This is a genomic window from Nocardioides sp. F233, from assembly GCF_057813895.1.
In genome coordinates this window covers 467,492-484,581 of the sequence record NZ_JBVASH010000004.1, presented here as the reverse complement: position 1 = coordinate 484,581, position 17,090 = coordinate 467,492, and the positions used below count along the sequence as shown (strand labels likewise).

14 protein-coding genes are annotated in these 17,090 nt (G+C 72.0%); 4 read left to right on the top strand and 10 right to left on the bottom strand.

The features are described 5' to 3' along the window. Positions 1-117 precede the first annotated feature (117 nt). The 4 genes from ACZYRU_RS18300 to ACZYRU_RS18285 all read right to left on the bottom strand — a co-directional run bounded on the left by ACZYRU_RS18300 (position 118) and on the right by ACZYRU_RS18285 (position 3,627). Entirely contained in the window at positions 118-579 is a 462-nt protein-coding gene (locus ACZYRU_RS18300; RefSeq protein WP_488958517.1) for a carboxymuconolactone decarboxylase family protein, read from the bottom strand. Further along, positions 576-887 carry a GNAT family N-acetyltransferase gene (locus ACZYRU_RS18295; RefSeq protein ID WP_488958516.1) on the bottom strand — a complete coding sequence of 104 codons (312 nt, stop codon included), beginning with the start codon at positions 885-887 and terminating at the stop codon, positions 576-578. The genes ACZYRU_RS18300 and ACZYRU_RS18295 overlap by 4 nt, the downstream gene beginning before the upstream one ends. Before the next feature lie 89 nt (positions 888-976). Continuing rightward, complete coding sequence (gene katG, locus ACZYRU_RS18290) at positions 977-3,184, bottom strand: catalase/peroxidase HPI (protein WP_488958515.1); 2,208 nt, start codon at positions 3,182-3,184, stop codon at positions 977-979. Between the two features lie 17 nt (positions 3,185-3,201). Then, positions 3,202-3,627 carry a Fur family transcriptional regulator gene (locus ACZYRU_RS18285; protein WP_488958514.1) on the bottom strand — a complete coding sequence of 142 codons (426 nt, stop codon included), beginning with the start codon at positions 3,625-3,627 and terminating at the stop codon, positions 3,202-3,204. Positions 3,628-3,763: 136 nt separating this feature from the next. On the opposite strand from ACZYRU_RS18285, the gene ACZYRU_RS18280 reads away from it, so the two are divergent. Together ACZYRU_RS18280 and ACZYRU_RS18275 are read left to right on the top strand one after the other, a co-directional pair. Beyond that, positions 3,764-5,095 carry a hypothetical protein gene (locus ACZYRU_RS18280; protein ID WP_488958513.1) on the top strand — a complete coding sequence of 444 codons (1,332 nt, stop codon included), beginning with the start codon at positions 3,764-3,766 and terminating at the stop codon, positions 5,093-5,095. Between the two features lie 30 nt (positions 5,096-5,125). Further along, positions 5,126-5,722 (top strand): 1-acyl-sn-glycerol-3-phosphate acyltransferase, encoded by a 597-nt coding sequence (locus ACZYRU_RS18275; protein WP_488958512.1) that lies wholly within the window; start codon positions 5,126-5,128, stop codon positions 5,720-5,722. Here the strand turns inward: ACZYRU_RS18275 and ACZYRU_RS18270 are convergent. The 6 genes from ACZYRU_RS18270 to ACZYRU_RS18245 form a co-directional block, all read right to left on the bottom strand. Further along, complete coding sequence (locus tag ACZYRU_RS18270; protein WP_488958511.1) at positions 5,709-7,103, bottom strand: NAD(P)/FAD-dependent oxidoreductase; 1,395 nt, start codon at positions 7,101-7,103, stop codon at positions 5,709-5,711. The genes ACZYRU_RS18275 and ACZYRU_RS18270 overlap by 14 nt on opposite strands. Positions 7,104-7,112: 9 nt before the next feature. Beyond that, positions 7,113-7,523 carry a nuclear transport factor 2 family protein gene (locus ACZYRU_RS18265; protein ID WP_488958510.1) on the bottom strand — a complete coding sequence of 137 codons (411 nt, stop codon included), beginning with the start codon at positions 7,521-7,523 and terminating at the stop codon, positions 7,113-7,115. After that, positions 7,520-8,794: an MFS transporter gene (locus ACZYRU_RS18260; protein WP_488958509.1), complete on the bottom strand. Its 1,275-nt coding sequence runs from the start codon at positions 8,792-8,794 to the stop codon at positions 7,520-7,522. The genes ACZYRU_RS18265 and ACZYRU_RS18260 overlap by 4 nt, the downstream gene beginning before the upstream one ends. Then, positions 8,794-10,047, bottom strand: coding sequence for an aminotransferase class I/II-fold pyridoxal phosphate-dependent enzyme (locus ACZYRU_RS18255; RefSeq protein ID WP_488958508.1), 1,254 nt, complete (start codon positions 10,045-10,047; stop codon positions 8,794-8,796). The genes ACZYRU_RS18260 and ACZYRU_RS18255 overlap by 1 nt, the downstream gene beginning before the upstream one ends. Before the next feature lie 68 nt (positions 10,048-10,115). After that, positions 10,116-13,322: a putative bifunctional diguanylate cyclase/phosphodiesterase gene (locus ACZYRU_RS18250; protein WP_488958507.1), complete on the bottom strand. Its 3,207-nt coding sequence runs from the start codon at positions 13,320-13,322 to the stop codon at positions 10,116-10,118. A gap of 198 nt (positions 13,323-13,520) precedes the next feature. Continuing rightward, complete coding sequence (locus ACZYRU_RS18245) at positions 13,521-14,153, bottom strand: TetR/AcrR family transcriptional regulator (protein WP_488958506.1); 633 nt, start codon at positions 14,151-14,153, stop codon at positions 13,521-13,523. 64 nt (positions 14,154-14,217) lie between these two features. Between ACZYRU_RS18245 and ACZYRU_RS18240 the strand changes: the two genes are divergently transcribed. Then, positions 14,218-15,639, top strand: a complete 1,422-nt coding sequence (locus ACZYRU_RS18240; protein ID WP_488958505.1) for an amidase — start codon at positions 14,218-14,220, stop codon at positions 15,637-15,639. Further along, the gene (locus tag ACZYRU_RS18235) at positions 15,636-17,072 is read left to right on the top strand and encodes an APC family permease (protein ID WP_488958504.1); all 1,437 of its coding nucleotides are present in this window, start codon (positions 15,636-15,638) and stop codon (positions 17,070-17,072) included. Before ACZYRU_RS18240 ends, ACZYRU_RS18235 begins: the two co-directional genes overlap by 4 nt. The last annotated feature ends 18 nt before the right edge of the window (positions 17,073-17,090 follow it).

Genomic DNA, 17,090 nt, shown 5'->3' with positions numbered 1-17,090 from the left:
GATGTCCCTTTCCTCCGCGCCGCTGTTCGGCGCGATCGCCCGGAGGCTAGGGAGCCAGCATCAACCGGTCACCAGCAGCAGTTGGCCACGAGGCATGCGCGAGGTGAACGGCTCGCGCTACCGCACGGGGTGGTGGCTGGTGATCGAGATCCGGTTGAAGGCGTTCATCGTGATCGCGACCCAGGCGACCGCGGTGTAGGCCTCGTCGCCCAGCACCGCACGGGCCATGTCCTCGGCGTAGATGCGCTCGTCGGGCTCGGGCAGCGTCGTGATCGACTCGGCCAGGGCCAGCGCCACCCGCTCCTGCTCGCTGAACAGGCCGGTCTCCGACCACGCGTCCAGCACGGCGATCCGCCGCTCCGACTCGCCCGCCTCGATCGCGTTGCGGTGGTGGAGGTCCAGGCAGTAGGCGCAGCCGTTGATCTGCGAGACGCGGAGGTTGATCAGCTCGACGAAGCGCCGGTCGAGGCCCGCGACCTCGGCAGCGGCGCCGGCCTGCTCGGACAACGCCAGTGCTGCCTTGTAGGCCGCCGGCCGGGCCTTGTCGAGGAAGACGTGCCGGCGTGGGGTGGCGTTCACCGGGCGGGGTCGGTGATGTCGTCGTACTCGGGGTGCTTGGTCAGCCACTTCGCGACGTAGGGGCAGTGCGCGATGATCCGCTTGCCCTGCTCGCGGACGTCGGCCAGCGCAGCGGCGACCAGCTCGCCGGCGAGCCCACGGCCGCCGTACGCGTCGTCGACCTCGGTGTGCACGAAGTCGACGTGCACGTCGTCCGGCAGCCGGTACTGCGTGAACCCGGCGAGGGTCTCGCCGTCGCGGATCTCGTAGCGGTGCTTGCCGGGGACGTGGACGTACGCGATACCGCTGTTGTCGGGTGCCTCGCTCATGCGGACATCCTGCCGGTAGAACCCGAAAAACTCACGGAGGCCGCCCCGGGTGGGGCGGCCTCCGCTCAGTGCGTCAGCGGGTCACGCGATCAGCGCAGGTCCCAGCGGTCGGCGTCCATGACCTTGGTCCAGGCGGCGACGAAGTCGTTGACGAACTTCTCCTTCGCGTCGTCGCTGGCGTAGACCTCGGCGAGCGCGCGCAGCTCGGAGTTCGAGGCGAACACCAGGTCGTTGCGGCTGCCGGTCCAGGTCGCACCGGACCCGGTGGTGGCCGCGAAGACCTCCTGCGAGGAGTCGGTGGCGGTCCACGTCGTACCGAGCTCGAGCAGGTTGACGAAGTAGTCGTTCGTCAGCACGCCCGGGGTGTCGGTGAGCACGCCGAGGTCCGAGCCGTCCCAGTTGGTGCCGAGCACGCGGAGGCCGCCGACGAGGGCGGTGAGCTCCGGCGCGCTGACGCCGAGGAGGTTGGCGCGGTCGATGAGCGTGAACTCGGCCGGGAACTTGCTCGACTTGGCGAGGTAGTTGCGGAAGCCGTCGGCCTTGGGCTCCAGGTGGTTGACCAGCTCGATGTCGGTCTGCTCCTGGGTGGCGTCGCCACGACCGGTGGTGGTCGTGACGGTGACGTCGTAGCCGGCGGCCTTCGCCGCCTGCTCGACACCTACGGAGCCGGCGATCACGATGGTGTCGGCCAGCGAGGCACCCTGCGCGGTCGCGATCTCCTGGAGCTTCGCGAGCACCGTGGCCAGCTCGGCCGGACGGTTGATCGCCCACGACTTCTGCGGCTCGAGGGCGATGCGGGCACCGTTGGCGCCGCCGCGCTTGTCGGAGCTGCGGTACGTCGACGCGGAGGCCCACGCCGTCGAGACGAGCTGGGAGACCGAGAGGCCCGCGCCGGCGATCGCCGTCTTGAGGTCGGCCACCTGGGCGTCGGTGAGCGGGGTGCCGGCGGGGATCGGGTCCTGCCAGGTGAAGTCCTCGGCCGGAACCTCGGCGCCGAGGTAGCGCGCCTTCGGGCCCATGTCGCGGTGGGTCAGCTTGAACCAGGCGCGGCCGAACGCGTCGGTGAACGCGGCCTGGTCCTCCTTGAACCGCAGCGAGATCTCGCGGAACTCCGGGTCCTCGCGCAGCGCGATGTCGGAGGTGAGCATGCGCGGCTCGCGCTTGCCGTCGCCGAACGACTCGGGGACGAGGTCGGCGCCGCCGTTGTCGACCGGCCGCCACTGGTTGGCACCGGCGGGCGACTGGAAGAGCTCCCACTCGTAGGCGAACAGGATGTGGAAGAACTCGTTGTCCCACCGGGTCGGGTGGTAGGTCCAGGTGACCTCGAGGCCCGACGTGATGGCGTCGATGCCCTTGCCCGACTGGAAGGAGGACTTCCAGCCCAGGCCCTGCTCCTCGATCGGGGCGGCCTCCGGCTCGGGGCCGACGAGCGCGGCGTCACCGGCACCGTGGGTCTTGCCGAAGGTGTGGCCGCCGGCGATGAGCGCGACGGTCTCCTCGTTGGTCATGCCCATCCGGGTGAAGGTGTCCTTGATGTCCACCGCGGAGGCCAGTGGGTCGGGGTGACCGTTGGGGCCCTCGGGGTTGACGTAGATGAGGCCCATCTGGACCGCGGCCAGCGGGTCCTCGAGGTCGCGCTCACCGGTGTAGCGCTGGTCGTCGAGCCACTCCGACTCGGGCCCCCAGTAGATGTCGTCGTCGGCCTCCCAGACGTCGGGGCGACCGCCACCGAAGCCGAAGGTCGGGAAGCCCATGTCCTCGAGGCCGACGTTGCCGGCGAGGATCATCAGGTCGCCCCACGACAGCGCGCGGCCGTACTTCTTCTTGACCGGCCACAGCAGGCGGCGGGCCTTGTCGAGGTTGCCGTTGTCGGGCCACGAGTTGGTCGGCGCGAAGCGCTGCTGGCCGGTGCCGCCACCGCCGCGACCGTCCTGGGCGCGGTAGGTGCCGGCCGAGTGCCAGGCCATCCGGACGTACAGCGGGCCGTAGTGGCCGAAGTCGGCCGGCCAGAACTCCTGGGAGTCGGTCAGCGTCGCCTTGATGTCGGCCTTCACCGCGTCGAGGTCGAGAGCGAGGAACGCGGCCTTGTAGTCGAACTCGCCGCGGAACGGGTCAGCGACGGTCGGGTTCTTGGCGAGGATCTTGAGGTTCAGCTTGTTCGGCCACCACTGGTGGTTCGGCGAACCCTGCGTGGGGTGGGTCAGACCGTGCATGACCGGGCACTTGCCGGCCGCCTGCTGCGCGTCCTGCGGCTCCTCCGTGACGAGGGGCTCGGTGTGCTGGGTGTTGTCGGGCATCGGGTTCCTTCCGGGACCTACTGGGGGCGGGGTGAGCAGTCGGGGCACAGGCCCCAATAGATGACCTCGGCCTCGTCGATGACGAAACCGTGGGAGTCGGACGCGGTCAGGCACGGCACGTGGCCGACCGCGCAGTCCACGTCGGCGATGGACCCGCAGGTCCGGCACACGACGTGGTGGTGGTTGTCGCCGGTGCGGGTCTCGTAGCGCGCGACCGACCCGGCCGGCTTGATGCTGCGCACCAGTCCGGAGTGGGTCAGCGTGTGCAGCGAGTCGTACACCGCCTGGTGGGACACCTCCGGCAGCAGCGCACGCGCCGCGGAGATGATCGACTCGGTGTCCGCATGCGGGTGCGCGTGCACCGCCTCGAGGACCGCGAGCCGGGGCCGGGTGACCCGGAGCTCGACGTCCCGCAGCTGCTGCTGGAAGTCGGGCGCCGTCATGGGACCCAGCATGCCACTTTTCTTGAACGAGTCAAGACACGGCGGAGGCGTGTCGCGTCGGCGCGACCAGTGGCGTCGTACCTGATCCTGGAGAAGCTGCTCGCCGCCACGGCCGGAGAGCACCTACCGTGAGCCGGTGGGAGCACGGTTCGCCGCGGCAGTGGTCGCCGCGACCCTCGTCGGGTCGGCGCTGACCGCGGCCTGCACGGCGAACGGTGCCGACAGCGTCCCCCGCACGACCTGGAACAGCGAACGGGACCGCACCTTCGCCCTCCCCGACGGGGAGGCGATCGCGATCGCGCCCGCCGAGAGCGGCGACCTGCTCGTCCGGTGGCGCGACGCCGGCGGCGCCTGGTCCGCGCCGGCCGCCGCCCACCACGACGACCGCGGAGCGCTGGTGCTGCGCGCCCGGGTGGCCGGACCGACGCTGGCCGCGGCGGTGACGTACTCGCCTCGCGCCACGATGCCCGACGACGACCGCCCGCTCGAGGACCTGGCTGCCGACGACGTGACGGTGCTGGTCGTGTGCCGCGAGCACCGCTGCACCTCGAGTGGCGCGCTCGGCGGGTCCACGGGCGACCGGCCCCAGGTGACGCCCGACGGCGCCCACGTGGTGCTGACGTCCCACGACGACGGCCTCCTGCGCTGGGACGGCGCGAAGATCCACGTCGAGCACCCGAACGGCCTGCCCGACGAGGAGTACGGCGCCGGGCAGCCGCTCCTCGCTCCGGACGGGTCGCTGCGCGTCGTGGCCGGGCGGCGCGAAGGAGGGGCCTGCGCGTTCACGCTGCTGACCGCCGCTCCCGGCGACCCCGGCTTCACCGAGGCGGTGCGGACCACGGCGCCGACGAGTCGGGACGGGACGTGTGCGCTGCCCCTGGAGACGTTCTCTCCGTCGTACGTCGTGGTCGACCCGCGCAGCCGGGCCGCGTGGTTCCTGGCCCTCCGCGGCGATCGCTGGCACCGGGTCGCCAGGGACCCGAGCGGCCAGGTCCGCTACCCGCGCGGCTCGGACCGGCTGGCCGGGCGGTTCGCGCGCAGCGGCTTCTGGCACTGGCACGAGCTGGTGGCCTCCTCGCCCGACGGCCGCAGCCTCGTGGTCCAGGTCCACGTGCCCGGCGCCGAGAAGTGGAGCGCGCCGCAGGTCGTCGGCCGCGCTCGCCCGGGGTGGCGGTGCATCGCGATCGAACCGATGCCGACGTACACCTGGGGCGAGGAGGACCCGCTGTACGTCAACCTCCGCTGCCGCACCCGGCTCGCGTCGGACGAGGGGTGGGCCTGGTCGTACCCGACGGCGGTGAGCGAGGACGGTCGCACCTGGACCTCGTTCGACGCCTCCGGCACCGGGATCCGGGTGGGCCACGACCTCTACTTCGAGGGCCTGCCCAGCCACCGTTGGACGCCGGACGGCGGACTGCAGGAGGTGGACCTGACCTGGACCGCCGGGCAGCCGGACCTCGACGACTGATCCGGGCTGAGCACCCGCTACGGTCACGCCATGGCACACCGGATGAGGGTCCGTCGCACGTTGGCCCGAGGCGTCCTGCGGGCAACCCGTTGGCGCCTGGTCGGCAACGTTCCCGAGAGCGGGATCCTGGTCGGCGCCCCGCACACCTCGCAGTGGGACTGGGCGGCGATGTTGATGATCGCCTGGGCCAACGGTGCGCGACCCCGCGTGCTCATCGCAGCGCACTACTTCAAGGGCGCCATGGGCTTCATCCTGCGCCGCACCGGCGGGATCCCGCTCGACCGGTCGAGCCCGGGCGCCACCATCCGGGCACTGCTGAAGGCGGCGGAGGGCGACGACAGCTTCCAGCTGGTGATCGCCGCGGAGGGCACCCGCAGCAAGGGCGAGTTCTGGAAGCCCGGCTTCTACCGCATCTCCCAGCAGACCGGCCTCCCGATCACCCTCGGGTTCGTCGACGGCCCGACCCGCACGCTCGGCATGGGGCCGACCTTCCACCCCACCGGTGACGTGGTCGCCGACATGGACCTGGTCCGCGCGTTCTACGCCGACAAGCACGGCATCCGGCCGGAGAACCGCACCGAGCCGCGGTTGCGCGAGGAGAACCCCGAAGGTCCTACCGACCGCTGACCCGGTTCGCGACCGTCGCGATCCACGACGTACGACGCCCGCCGCGTGCCTCGAGCCGGTCGGCCAGCCCGTACGCGCGGTACAGGCCGTGGATGCCGAGCCAGCGGAACGGCTCCGGCTCCCACGGCCGGGCCCGCTGGTCGACCCACGGCAGCGTGGTGCGGTCGGTCCGGTCCCCCGCGACCAGGTCGGCGAGGGTGCGGCCGGCCAGGTTGGTCGCGGTGACCCCGGTGCCGACGTACCCGCCGGCCCAGCCCTGGCCGCTCGTTGCGTCGTACGCGACCGTCGCGCGCCAGTTGCGCGGAACGCCGAGGACGCCGCTCCAGGCATGGGCGATGCCGACGTCGGCCAGCTGCGGGAACCACGAGCAGAGCACGGCCCGCAGGTGCTGGACGGTGCGGTCGGGGATGTCGCCGTCGAGGTCGGTGCGCGAGCCGAAGCGGTAGGGGTTGCCGCGCCCGCCGATCGCGATCCGGCCGTCCGGCGTGCGCTGGGCGTAGGAGTAGACGTGGGCGAAGTCCTCGAGGGTGTCGTGGTGCTCCCACCCGATCCCGGCCCACGTCTCCTCGGGCAGCGGGTCGGTGACGATCATCGAGGAGTTCATCGGGACCCAGGTACGACGCTCGCCGGCGAGCCGGGCCGTGAAGCCCTCGGTCGCCCGGATGACGTGCCGCGCCCGGACCGTGCCGCGGTCGGTCTCCACGCTGCCGGTCGCGATGGAGCGGACCGTCGTGCCCTCGTGGATCCGCACCCCGCGCTCGCGGACGACCCGCGCGAGACCGTCGGCCAGCCGCGCCGGGTTGATCCGTGCGCAGTGCGGCTCCCAGATCGCGGCCTGCGTCCCGGCGACCCGGATCCGGGCGTCGGCCTCGTCGGCGCCCAGCAGCCGGGCGCCGGTCTCCGGCCACCGCTCTGCTCTCGTTGCGGCCACCTGCGCGCGACCCGCCTGGGCGGCGTTGCGGGCGACCAGCAGGGTCCCTCCCCGACGTACCTCGGCGTCGATGCCGTGCTGCTCCGCGACCCGGATCACCTCGTCGACCGCGTCGTTCATGGCCAGCTGGAAACGGGCGACGTCGGCGCGCGGGTGGGTGCGCGCGTAGCCGTCGAGCCCACCGGTCACCGACGCCGACAGCCAGCCGCCGTTGCGGCCCGATGCGCCGTACCCGGCGAACCGCTGCTCGACGACGCGCACGTCGAGGTCGGGGCGCAGCCCGGCGAGGTAGTACGCCGTCCACAGCCCGGTGTAGCCCGCGCCGACGATCACGACGTCGGCCTCGACATCGCCGGCGAGCGGGTCCTGCGGCTCGGGGAGGCCGAGGTCGGCCCACCAGAAGGACACCTCTCCGGTACGACGTGCGCTCGCGGCTGTCTCCGACGTCATGCGAGGAGCCTAGGGCTGCGCGGGCTCGGATCCCTGGCACATCCGCCAGCGCCAGTGCGCGGCCTCCCGCTCGAGCACGCCGGAGATCCGGTACGTGACCTGCTCGGCGGGCTCCCGCGCCGTCACGCCGTCGCGGTGGGGGTGGACGCTCAAGATCGCGTCGGCGACCAGGCACAACCCGTCGCCCGCTCGGGTCGACGACACCCGCGTCGTGTGCCACGTGTACCGCTCGTCGCGGGAGAACAGCCCCGCCAGGAGGGCCCGTAGCGCGTCCCTCCCGACGGCGACCTCGTCCGGCTCGGAGCCGGCGTAGACCGGCTCGCCGTCGGTGACGAAGTGCCCCAGGACCTCGTCCGGGTCTCCGGTGAGGAACGCAGTGCCGAGCGCGTCCACGGCGGCAGCGACGACGGAACCGCTCATGCCGGCACCGTCGCGAGCTGCTGATCGGGCGTCCGGACGCCCGGCACGAAGAGGAACGCGAGCGTGACCCCGGCACCGAGCACGCCGGCTCCCACGAGCGTCTCCCGGACTCCCCAGGCGGCGGCCGCCGGGGCGGTCAGCGCGTAGGACAGCGGCACGAGCGAGATGGAGATGAACCAGTCGAACGACGACACGCGGCCGAGCAGGGTCGGGGGCACCCGCCGCTGCTTCGTGGTCGTCCAGGCGACCGCCCCCAGCGCCTCGAAGCACGCGATCAGCGCCGCGACGCCCATGGCGTGCCACTTCGAGGTCGCCACGCCGTATCCGGCGACACCGAGGGTGGCCACGGTCCAGACCACGTAGGTGAAGACCATCGTCCCGCGCGGCAGCCCGGTCTGGCCGATCAGCAGGGCCGCGGCGACCGCCGCCAGGCCGCCGGCGGCCAGCACCAGGCCGAGGTCGCCGGCGCTCCCGCCGAGCTCGTTGCGCACCAGGTACGGCAGGAGCACCTCGGTCGGCCCCAGGAACAGCAGGTAGGTGAACGTCGCGGCGACGAAGGTCGCCCAGAGCCAGGGTTGGCTGCGCACGAACCGGAAGCCCTCGCGCAGCTCGAGGACCGCGGACCGCACCGTCATCGCGTCCGGCTCGCGGCCGGGGAGGCGCGACATCCGAGCCAGGCAGCCGGCGGAGACGGCGAAGGTGGCCGCGTCGAGCGCGAACGCCGTCGAGGCACTCCCCCAGCCCACGAGCACGCCGCCCAGCGCGGGCCCCGTCAGCCACAGCGCGGCGGGGCGGACGACCTGGTCGAGGGCGTTCGCCTCGACGAGATGCTCCTCGGGCACGATGCTCGGCACCAGGGCGTCGAACGCCGGGATGAAGAAGGCCGACGCGGCGCCGTACACGACGGCGAACGCCACCAGGTGCGACAGCTGCAACGACCCGGTCACCGACAGCACGACGAGCACCACGAGGGCGACGCCGCGCACCAGGTCCGCGCCCAGCATGACCAGGCGGCGCTCGAACCGATCGCTGACCACGCCCCCGAAGAGCACGAGCAGCACCTGGGGCAGGGTGAGAGCGACCCCGACGGCCGCCATCGCGCCCGGTCGGTTCGACAGCTGGTAGGCCTGCCAGGCGAGTGCCACGAGCAGCACACCGTCCCCGAGCAGCGACAGGGTCATCCCGGTCCAGAGCAGCCGGAAGTCGCGGATCCTCAGCGGCCGGAGCAGGGCGACCTCGGTGCGCACGCCGTCGTCGTCGACGACCCGCATCAGGCCGCCTCCGGGGCCGAGGTCGCCATGTCGAACCGCTGGCACAGCTCGTCCAGGACCGCGCAGAGCAGGGTGATCTCGTCGTCACTGTTGGCTGCGGTGACCTGGACACGGAAGCCGACCTGACTGCGCGGGACGAGCGGGTACGCCGCGAGCGTGACGTAGATCCCGCGCTCGAACAGGAAGTCGCCGACCTCGTCGATGTCCTCGGCCCGCGCGAGCGGCAGCTCGATGATCGGCAGGCCCGAGACGTTGGGCGTGTGGAGGCCGAGGGCCTGCACCGTCGCGAGCACCCGGGCGGTCTTGCGGTGCAGGTCGGCGCGGATGCCGTCGCCGCGGGTGGCGTTGACGTCGAGGCCGGCCAGCACGGTCGCGAGCGACGCGGTCGGCGAGGGCCCCGAGTAGAGGTACGTCGGCGCGGCCACCTTCAGGAAGTTCTTCAGCTCGGTCGGCAGCGCCAGGAAAGCCAGCAGCGAGGAGTAGGCCTTGGAGAACCCTCCGACGAGCACGACGTTGTCGTAGGTCTCGCCGGCGAAGCGAACGAGGCTGTTGCCGCTCCGTCCGTAGGGCTGGTCGGCGCCGGGTCCCTCGCCGATGACACCGAATCCGTGCGCGTCGTCGACGTACAGGAGGGCGTCGTACTCCCGGCAGATGTGCGCGAAGGTGCTGATGTCCGGGACGTTGCCGGTCATGCTGTTGACCCCGTCCATGCAGACCAGGCGCGGCGCTCCCGGGGCGGTGAGCCGCAGCTCCTGCTCCAGCGCCCACGGGTCGTTGGCGGGGAAGCGCACCAGGCTGGCCCCCCGGCCGCGGGCGATCGCGCAGCCGTCGTAGATCGTCTTGTGGGCCTGGCTGTCCATGAGCACGGTGCCCTGACCGGCGAGCAGGGGGATGACGGTGGTGTGGATGTGGGAGATCGTCGGCAGCACCAGTGTGTCCGGAGCGCCGAGCAGCGCGGTGAGCCGCTCCTCGATCTCGAGGTAGGGCCGCGGGTTGCCCAGCAGGCGCGACCAGCTCGGGTGGGTCCCCCAGCGGCGGACCATCGGCTCGACCGCGTCCATGATCTCCGGGTCGAGATCGAACCCGAGGTAGTTGCAGGAGGCGAAGTCCGCCAGCCACTTGTCGCCGATGCGGATCATCCGGCCGTCGACCTCCTCGATGACGGCGTCGTACATCGGGCTCAGCCGGCGGAGCCGGTCCAGGTCCTCGTAGTGCCTGTTCCGCACGTGGTTCGGGGTGGGGATGGTGGTCATGGACGGTTCCCTCCTGGGCAATGGGGCACAGACGTACGGGGTGGCGGGCAGGACGAGCGCAGGCGCGCTCAGCGACCGGAATCGAGGTCGGTCAGTGCCGGCTCGGAGCCAGCGGCAACGATCGCGTCGAGGTAGGCCTCGGCGTCTTGAGCGGGCATGGGGCGGGAGTAGAGGAAGCCCTGGGCTCCGTGGCAGCCCATCAGCAGCAGCTCACGGCGCTGCTCGTCTGTCTCGAGGCCCTCGGCGATCAGGTCCAGGTCGAAGGTCCTGCCGAGACCGATGATCGCCTCGACCAGGGCGTGGTCGTCGGACGACGTGCCGAGGCCGGCGACGAAGCTGCGATCGATCTTGAGGGTGCTGACCGGGAACCGGCGCAGGTAGCCCAGTGCGGCGTACCCGGTCCCGAAGTCGTCGACGGCGAGCCGCACGCCCAGCTCCTGCAGCCGGGCCATGGCACCGATGATCTGGGGCTCGGTGCCGACCAGCACGCGCTCGGTGATCTCCAGGACCACCGCCTCGGACGGCAGACCGTGCCGCTGGAGCGCGGCCACCACCGACGGGACGAAACCGGGGCTCGCCAGCTCCCGGGGGGTGACGTTGATGCTCATCTTGAGCGGCCCGTCCACGGGCGCGTATCGCTGCCACGCGGCGGCCTGGGCGATCGCACGATCGACCACCCAGGAACCGACCGTCACCGACAGCTCGCTCTCCTCGATGATGTCGATGAACTCTCCGGGGAGGAGCAGGCCGTGCTCGGGGTGCTCCCAGCGGAGCAGGGCCTCGAAGCCGATCACGCGCTCGGTGACCAGGGAGACGACCGGCTGGAAGTGCAGGGTGAACTCCTCACGCTCGACGGCCCACTCGAGCTCCTTCGCCTTCCGTGCCCGCAGCTGCATGAGGTCGAGCAGCTCCGGCTGGAAGAACCGGGTGCTGCCCTTGCCCGCGTCCTTCGCCGCATACATCGCCAGGTCCGCCTGGAGCAGCAGATCGGACGCACTGGCCTCGTAGTCGCTGGTGGAGACCCCGATGCTGGCGCCCACCGTGATCGACTCGCCGCAGATCTCGAACGGAGTCCGCAGCCGTTCGGCGAGCCGGTCGGCCAGCTGGCCCGCCTCCGCGTCGGTCGCCAGGCCCTCGGCCAGGATCGCGAACTCGTCGCCGCCCAGCCGTGCGCAGGTACCCTCGGCCCGCATCGTGCCCCGTAGCCTGCAGGCGACCTGACGGAGCAGCTCGTCGCCGGCCGCGTGGCCACGGGTGTCGTTGATGACCTTGAAGTTGTCCAGGTCCACCAGCAGCACGGCCAGCCGCTCGCGGTGCCGCCCGCTCCTCGCCAGCGCGTGCTCGACCCGGTTCAGGAACAGTGAACGGTTGGGCAGCTGCGTCAGCGAGTCGTGGAAGGCCTGGTACTTGAGGTCGTCCTCGAGCTTGCGCCGATCCGTGATGTCGTGGAGCGTCACCACCACCCCGCCCACGCTCGGGTCGTCGGTCAGGTTCCTGCACGAGACCCCGAAGAGGCGTACGACGCCGTGGCGGTCCGCGACGCGCCACTCGTCGTACGGCCGGCCCGCGGCGCGCGAACCCCACTCACCGGCCATCACCCGCTGGAGCAGCAGCCGTGCGCGCGCCACGTCGGCGGCCACCACGACGGAGTCGATCGATCGGGCGACGGTGTCTGCCGCGTCCCAGCCCAGGACCAGCTCGGCCGACGGGGTGTGGAAGCTCAGCCGCAGCTGCTCGTCGACGACGAGGATGATGTCCGCGGCGGTCTGGATCAACGCCCGGAAGTGCGCCTCGCTGCGGCGCTGGGTGACCTGCGCGGTGAGCTCGATGCTGTCGATCGCGAGCATCATCTGCGACGCGAGCGAGCACATCGGGTCGATGATCTCCGGCCGGTCGACTCCCTCTCCGCTGACCACCAGGACGCCCCTGATCTGGTCCCCGCGCACCATCGCGGCGAGCAGTACCACGGCGTCGGGGGCCCACGCCGACGAGAGCTCGGGGCCGCACCGATCCGCCGTGGTGAGCACGAACCCCTGCCGGCGGAGCTCGTCGCGGTGCCGCTGGAGCACGCCCTCGACGTCCTCCACCGTCGGAGCGTCCCCCCGGGTGGAGTCGAAGACGAGCCGGAGGGGCGATCCGGTGGCGATGAGGATCCTGCGCGACTGACCCGTGAGATCGCCGATCGCGGCGACTCCGACGCGGTGGACCGCGGCAGGGTCCGAGGCGGCCACGAACGCCTCGCCGGTGCGCCGCATGGCGTTCTCGCGCTCGGCGCAGTGGCGTGCTGCGTTCACCAGGTCCTTGAGCCGCAGCGCGACCAGGAGGAACATGATCGCCGACGCCACCGAGGTGACCAGGACGTTCGCGATGGTCCCGTGCGTGACGTTCCAGACCTGGAGGACCGGAGCCAGCAACGGGATCATCGCGAAGACGAACAGCCGTCGACGCGAGGTGGGCAGCCCCGCCGAGCGGACCGGCTCGGTCAGCCGCGCCATGTCCGGCGACAGGGCGGCCGCGCCCCAGGCCACGTAGAACAGCATCCAGCCGACATCGACGACCCCGCCCGTCGACCAGGAGCCGTTCAGCTGGATGAAGCCGTAGAGCACGTCGGAGCCGAACAGGCCGACCGTGCCGACGCTCAGCAACCACAACGCTCGGTTGCGCCGCCGGCCGCCGATCAGCAGCCGCACCAGCACCGCGAGGATCAGCACGTCGCCGAGCGGGTAGGCGATCGAGACCGCCTTCTGCATCCAGCTCAAGGTGGGGTCCTGCGCGTACGGCTGGGCCAGGTCCACCCAGACGATCAGCCCGACCGCCACGGTGACGAAGGTCGCGTCGAGGAGCGCGTCCTTGTCGCCACGCGGCGAGGTGGCGCGGATCAGCACGAACAACCCGCTCGCGAGCAGCGGGTACATCGCCAGGTACGGCCCGTCCGCGACCGACGGGAACGGGTTGGCGTCGCCCAGCACCACCGTCTGGACGTCGTAGACCGCGTCTCCGATCATCAGCGAGCTCACGCCGCCGGCGGCCAACCACCAGGGCAGCCGGCGGCGGGGTCGGTTCACGACCGTCCCCGTCACCAACCCGGCGAGCGAGAGGAGCCCGATGAGGGTCCACAGGTAGCGCGGCGGATCAGGGAGCGCGACGTACACGACGCAGACCGGGAGCACGGCCGCGACGTAGATCCGGAGCCAGCGCCTTCCCGGGGGCCGGGAGAAGCGCTCGGCAGGTGTCGCCGGCTGGCCGCGAACGGCCGAACGCCCCGTGCGATCCATGCCAACCCCCAAGCCTGTCACCGCGGCCCCTGTGGCGCGGCCTATATCACGATCGGTGCCCGATCGAGAACTCGCAGGGGATTTGCAGACGTTCCGACCTTTGTGCGGCCCGCATGGCCCGTTCGCACCAGACCCGGCCACTCGACCAGACCATCCGGAGCGACGTCTCCGCGCGCTCCGCCCACTCCCGGTCGCGGGTCACCGGCCGGGAGGACGCACCAAGGTGGCGTCCAGCCCGGCGATGAGTGCCTCGAGGCCCGGCTCGAAGGTCGCCAGGTCGCGCAGCCCGGCGACGCCCGACCGCAGGTCGGTCGGGGTGTTCGTCGCGTGCTCGAACTGCGTGCGCGCCCAGACCACGAGGAAGCCCGATGCGTAGGCGTCGGCGATGCCGAGGACCTCGCGAGCCTGGTCGGGCTCGAGCCCGCCGCGCTCCAGCCGGGCGAGCATCCGGGCGAGGTGGGGGGCGACGGGCGAGGAGTCGTACGGCGCCAGCGCCAGCAGCTCGAACACCCGGGGGAAGCGCACGGCGAGGTCGCGGTAGCCGCCGAGGGCGGAGCGCAGCGCCTCCTGCCAGGTCTCGCCGGGCTGCTCGCCGAGGTCGAGGCGGGCGATCAGCCGCTCGACCATCGCGTCGACCAGGTCCTCCCTGCTCTTCACGTGCGTGTAGAGGCTCATCGGCGCCCGGCCGATCCGGGCGGCGAGCTTGCGCATCGTCAGCGCGTCGAGCCCGTCGCTCTCGGCGAGCGCGAAGGCCGCCTCGACGACGTCGTCACGGCTGACGTACTGCCGTCCCTCGGACTTTTCCCGCTCGACCTCTTGACGTGCCGTCATGGCGCCACGTTATCGTCCGTACACCGTACGGACCGTACGGCGTACGGACTTCGTGGAGGCCACCGTGGACCTGTTCCGAATCACCGCGACGCAGGCAGCCGAGATGTTCCGGCGCCGCGAGCTCTCGCCCGTCGACCTGCTCGAGGCGGTGATCGCGCGCACCGAGGCCACCGAGCCGGTCGTCAACGCGGTCACCGAGCAGTGGCTGGACGAGGCACGCGCGGCCGCCGTCGTCTCCCAGGAGCGGATCGCCGCCGGCGAGCCGCTGCGCCCGCTGGAGGGCATCCCGCTCATGCTCAAGGAGGAGCAGCCGATCACCGGGCACCTCCAGGAGGAGGGCTGCCTCCTCGAGCAGGGCCACGTCGCCACCGAGACCCACCCGATCGTCGACCGGATCATCGACGCCGGCGCGGTCGTCCACGGTCGGACGACGACACCGGAGTACTGCTGCGCGCCGGTCACCCACACCAAGCTGTGGGGCGTCACCCGCAACCCGTGGAACACCGACCTGACGCCGGGCGGATCCTCCGGCGGCGCGGGCGCGGTGCTCGCGGCCGGGTCGACCGTGCTCGCCACCGGCTCCGACATCGGCGGCTCGATCCGGATCCCGTCCTCCTTCTGCGGCGTCGTCGGGTTCAAGCCGCCCTTCGGCCGGGTGCCCGGCCTGGCGCCGTTCAACTCCGACACCTACTGCGCCGACGGCCCGATGGGGCGCAGCGTCGCGGACGTCGCCCTGCTCCAGGACGTCATCTCCGGCCCCTGGGTCGGTGACGCCGCCTCCCTGCGCGACCGCGCCGCCGTCGCGGGCGTCGTCCGCAGCCTCGAGGGGGTCCGGGTCGCGCTGTGCCTGGACCTCGGCGGCTACGACGTCGATCCCGCCGTCGAGGCCAACACCCGTGCGGTCGCGGCGGCGCTCAAGGACGCCGGCGCCGTCGTCGAGCAGGTCGACCTGCCGTGGGGACCGCAGCGGGTCCTGGACACCGCGTGGCCGCACTTCGGCGCGATCATGGGCCCGTTCATCGAGGAGGTCCTGCACGGCGACCCGACGCGGGCCGACCAGCTGATGCCCTACACCCGGGCGTTCGCCGCGGCCGCGTCCAGCGCCGGCGACCACGTCCAGGGCCTGGTCGAGGAGTCGGCCTTCTACCGGCCGTTCGCCGAGCTGATGACCGACCACGACGTCCTCCTCTGCCCGACCATCGCGACCACGGGCTTCGCCGCCGACGAGCCGGGCACCGACACCCGGGCGGTGTTCGACAAGCTGATGACGCTGCCGTTCAACGTGATCGGCCGGGTGCCCGTGCTCGCCGTGCCGTCCGGGCTCGCCCCCAACGGCGTGCCGACCGGCGTCCAGATCGTCGGTCGGACGTACGACGACGCGACGGTCTTCGGCATCGGTGCCGCCCTGGAGCAGGAGCTCGGGCTGTGGACCGATCCTTCGTGGTGGCCCGCGATCACGGACGTCACGGACGGAGCGGCCCGGTGACCACGGCGGAGGGCCGGACCGGGCTCGCCTCCGGCAAGCTCGGCACCTTCGACATCTTCTTCTTCGTCGTCGCGGCCGCGGCTCCGCTCGCCGTGATGGCGGGCGCCGCGCCGCTCGCCTTCCGCCTCGGCGGGATCGGCACACCGGGTGCCTACGTCTTCAGCGGCGTGGTCTACGTGCTGTGCGCAGCCGGCTTCACCGCCTTCGCCCAGCACGTGCGCAACGCCGGAGCCTTCTACGCGTTCATCGGCCGAGGTCTCGGCCACCGCGCCGGAGGTGCGGCTGCGCTGGTGGCGCTGCTGTCGTACGGCCTGATCTGCGCGGGCTTCTACGGCTTCCTCGGCTTCTACGCCACGACCACCTTCGACGACCTGCTCGGCCTGCACGCCCACTGGTCCGTGTGGGCACTGGCGGGCGTGGTCGTCGTGGCGTTCCTCGGGTACCGCCAGATCGACGTCGGGGCGCGGGTGCTCGCCGTCCTCATGTCGCTCGAGGTGCTCATCCTGGTGGTGCTCGCGGTCGCGGTGCTGGTGACCGACGGGGTCCCCGACCAGGCGGCCGTCCCGTTCGAGCCGAGCCACGTCTTCAACGGCTCGAGTGGCGCGATGTTCGTGCTCGCCCTCGGCGCGTTCATCGGCTTCGAGGGCACGGCGATCTACGCCGAGGAGGCCCGCGACCCGGAGCGCACGGTGCCCCGCGCGACGTACGCCGCCGTCGGCTTCCTCGCCCTCTTCTACGGGTTCATCGCGTGGATCGCCGTCGCCGCGCTCGGCGTGCCCGGCCTCGAGGAGTACGCCCTCTCCGACGCCTTCCAGGGGCTGTACTTCATGCTCGCCGACTCCTACCTCGGGCCGTGGGCGGCGCACACCATGGAGGCGCTGATCGTGACCAGCATCCTGGCCGCCACCGTCGCCTTCCACAACGCCACCTCGCGCTACCTGTTCGCGCTCGGCCGCGACGGGATGCTCCCGGCCCGCCTCGGGCAGACCCACCCGCGGTTCCGCTCCCCCGCCAACGCCAGCGTGGTGACCACCCTCGCCTCCCTGACGCTCGTCGTCCTGACCCTGGTCCTGAAGGGCGACCCCTACCTCGAGCTGCTGCTGTGGACCAACGGTGCCGGCATCATCGGCGTCGTCGCGCTGCAGGCCGTGTGCATGGTGAGCATCGTCCGGTTCTTCCTGCGCGACCGACGCGGTCACAGCACGCTCCGCGTCGTGGTCGCTCCGCTGCTCGGCCTGGTCGGGCTCCTCGCGGGCATCTACCTGATGCTGTCCAACCTCGACCTGCTGACCGGGCGCACCGACTGGGTGAACTGGGCCCTGCTGGTGCCGCTGCCCGTCGTCGCCGTCCTCGGAGCGCTCCGCGCCCGTCGTACCGTCGTCGAGCAGGACGCGGACCTCGACGCGGACGGGCAGACCGCGGCGGTCGGCTGATCCGGCGGCCGAACGGCA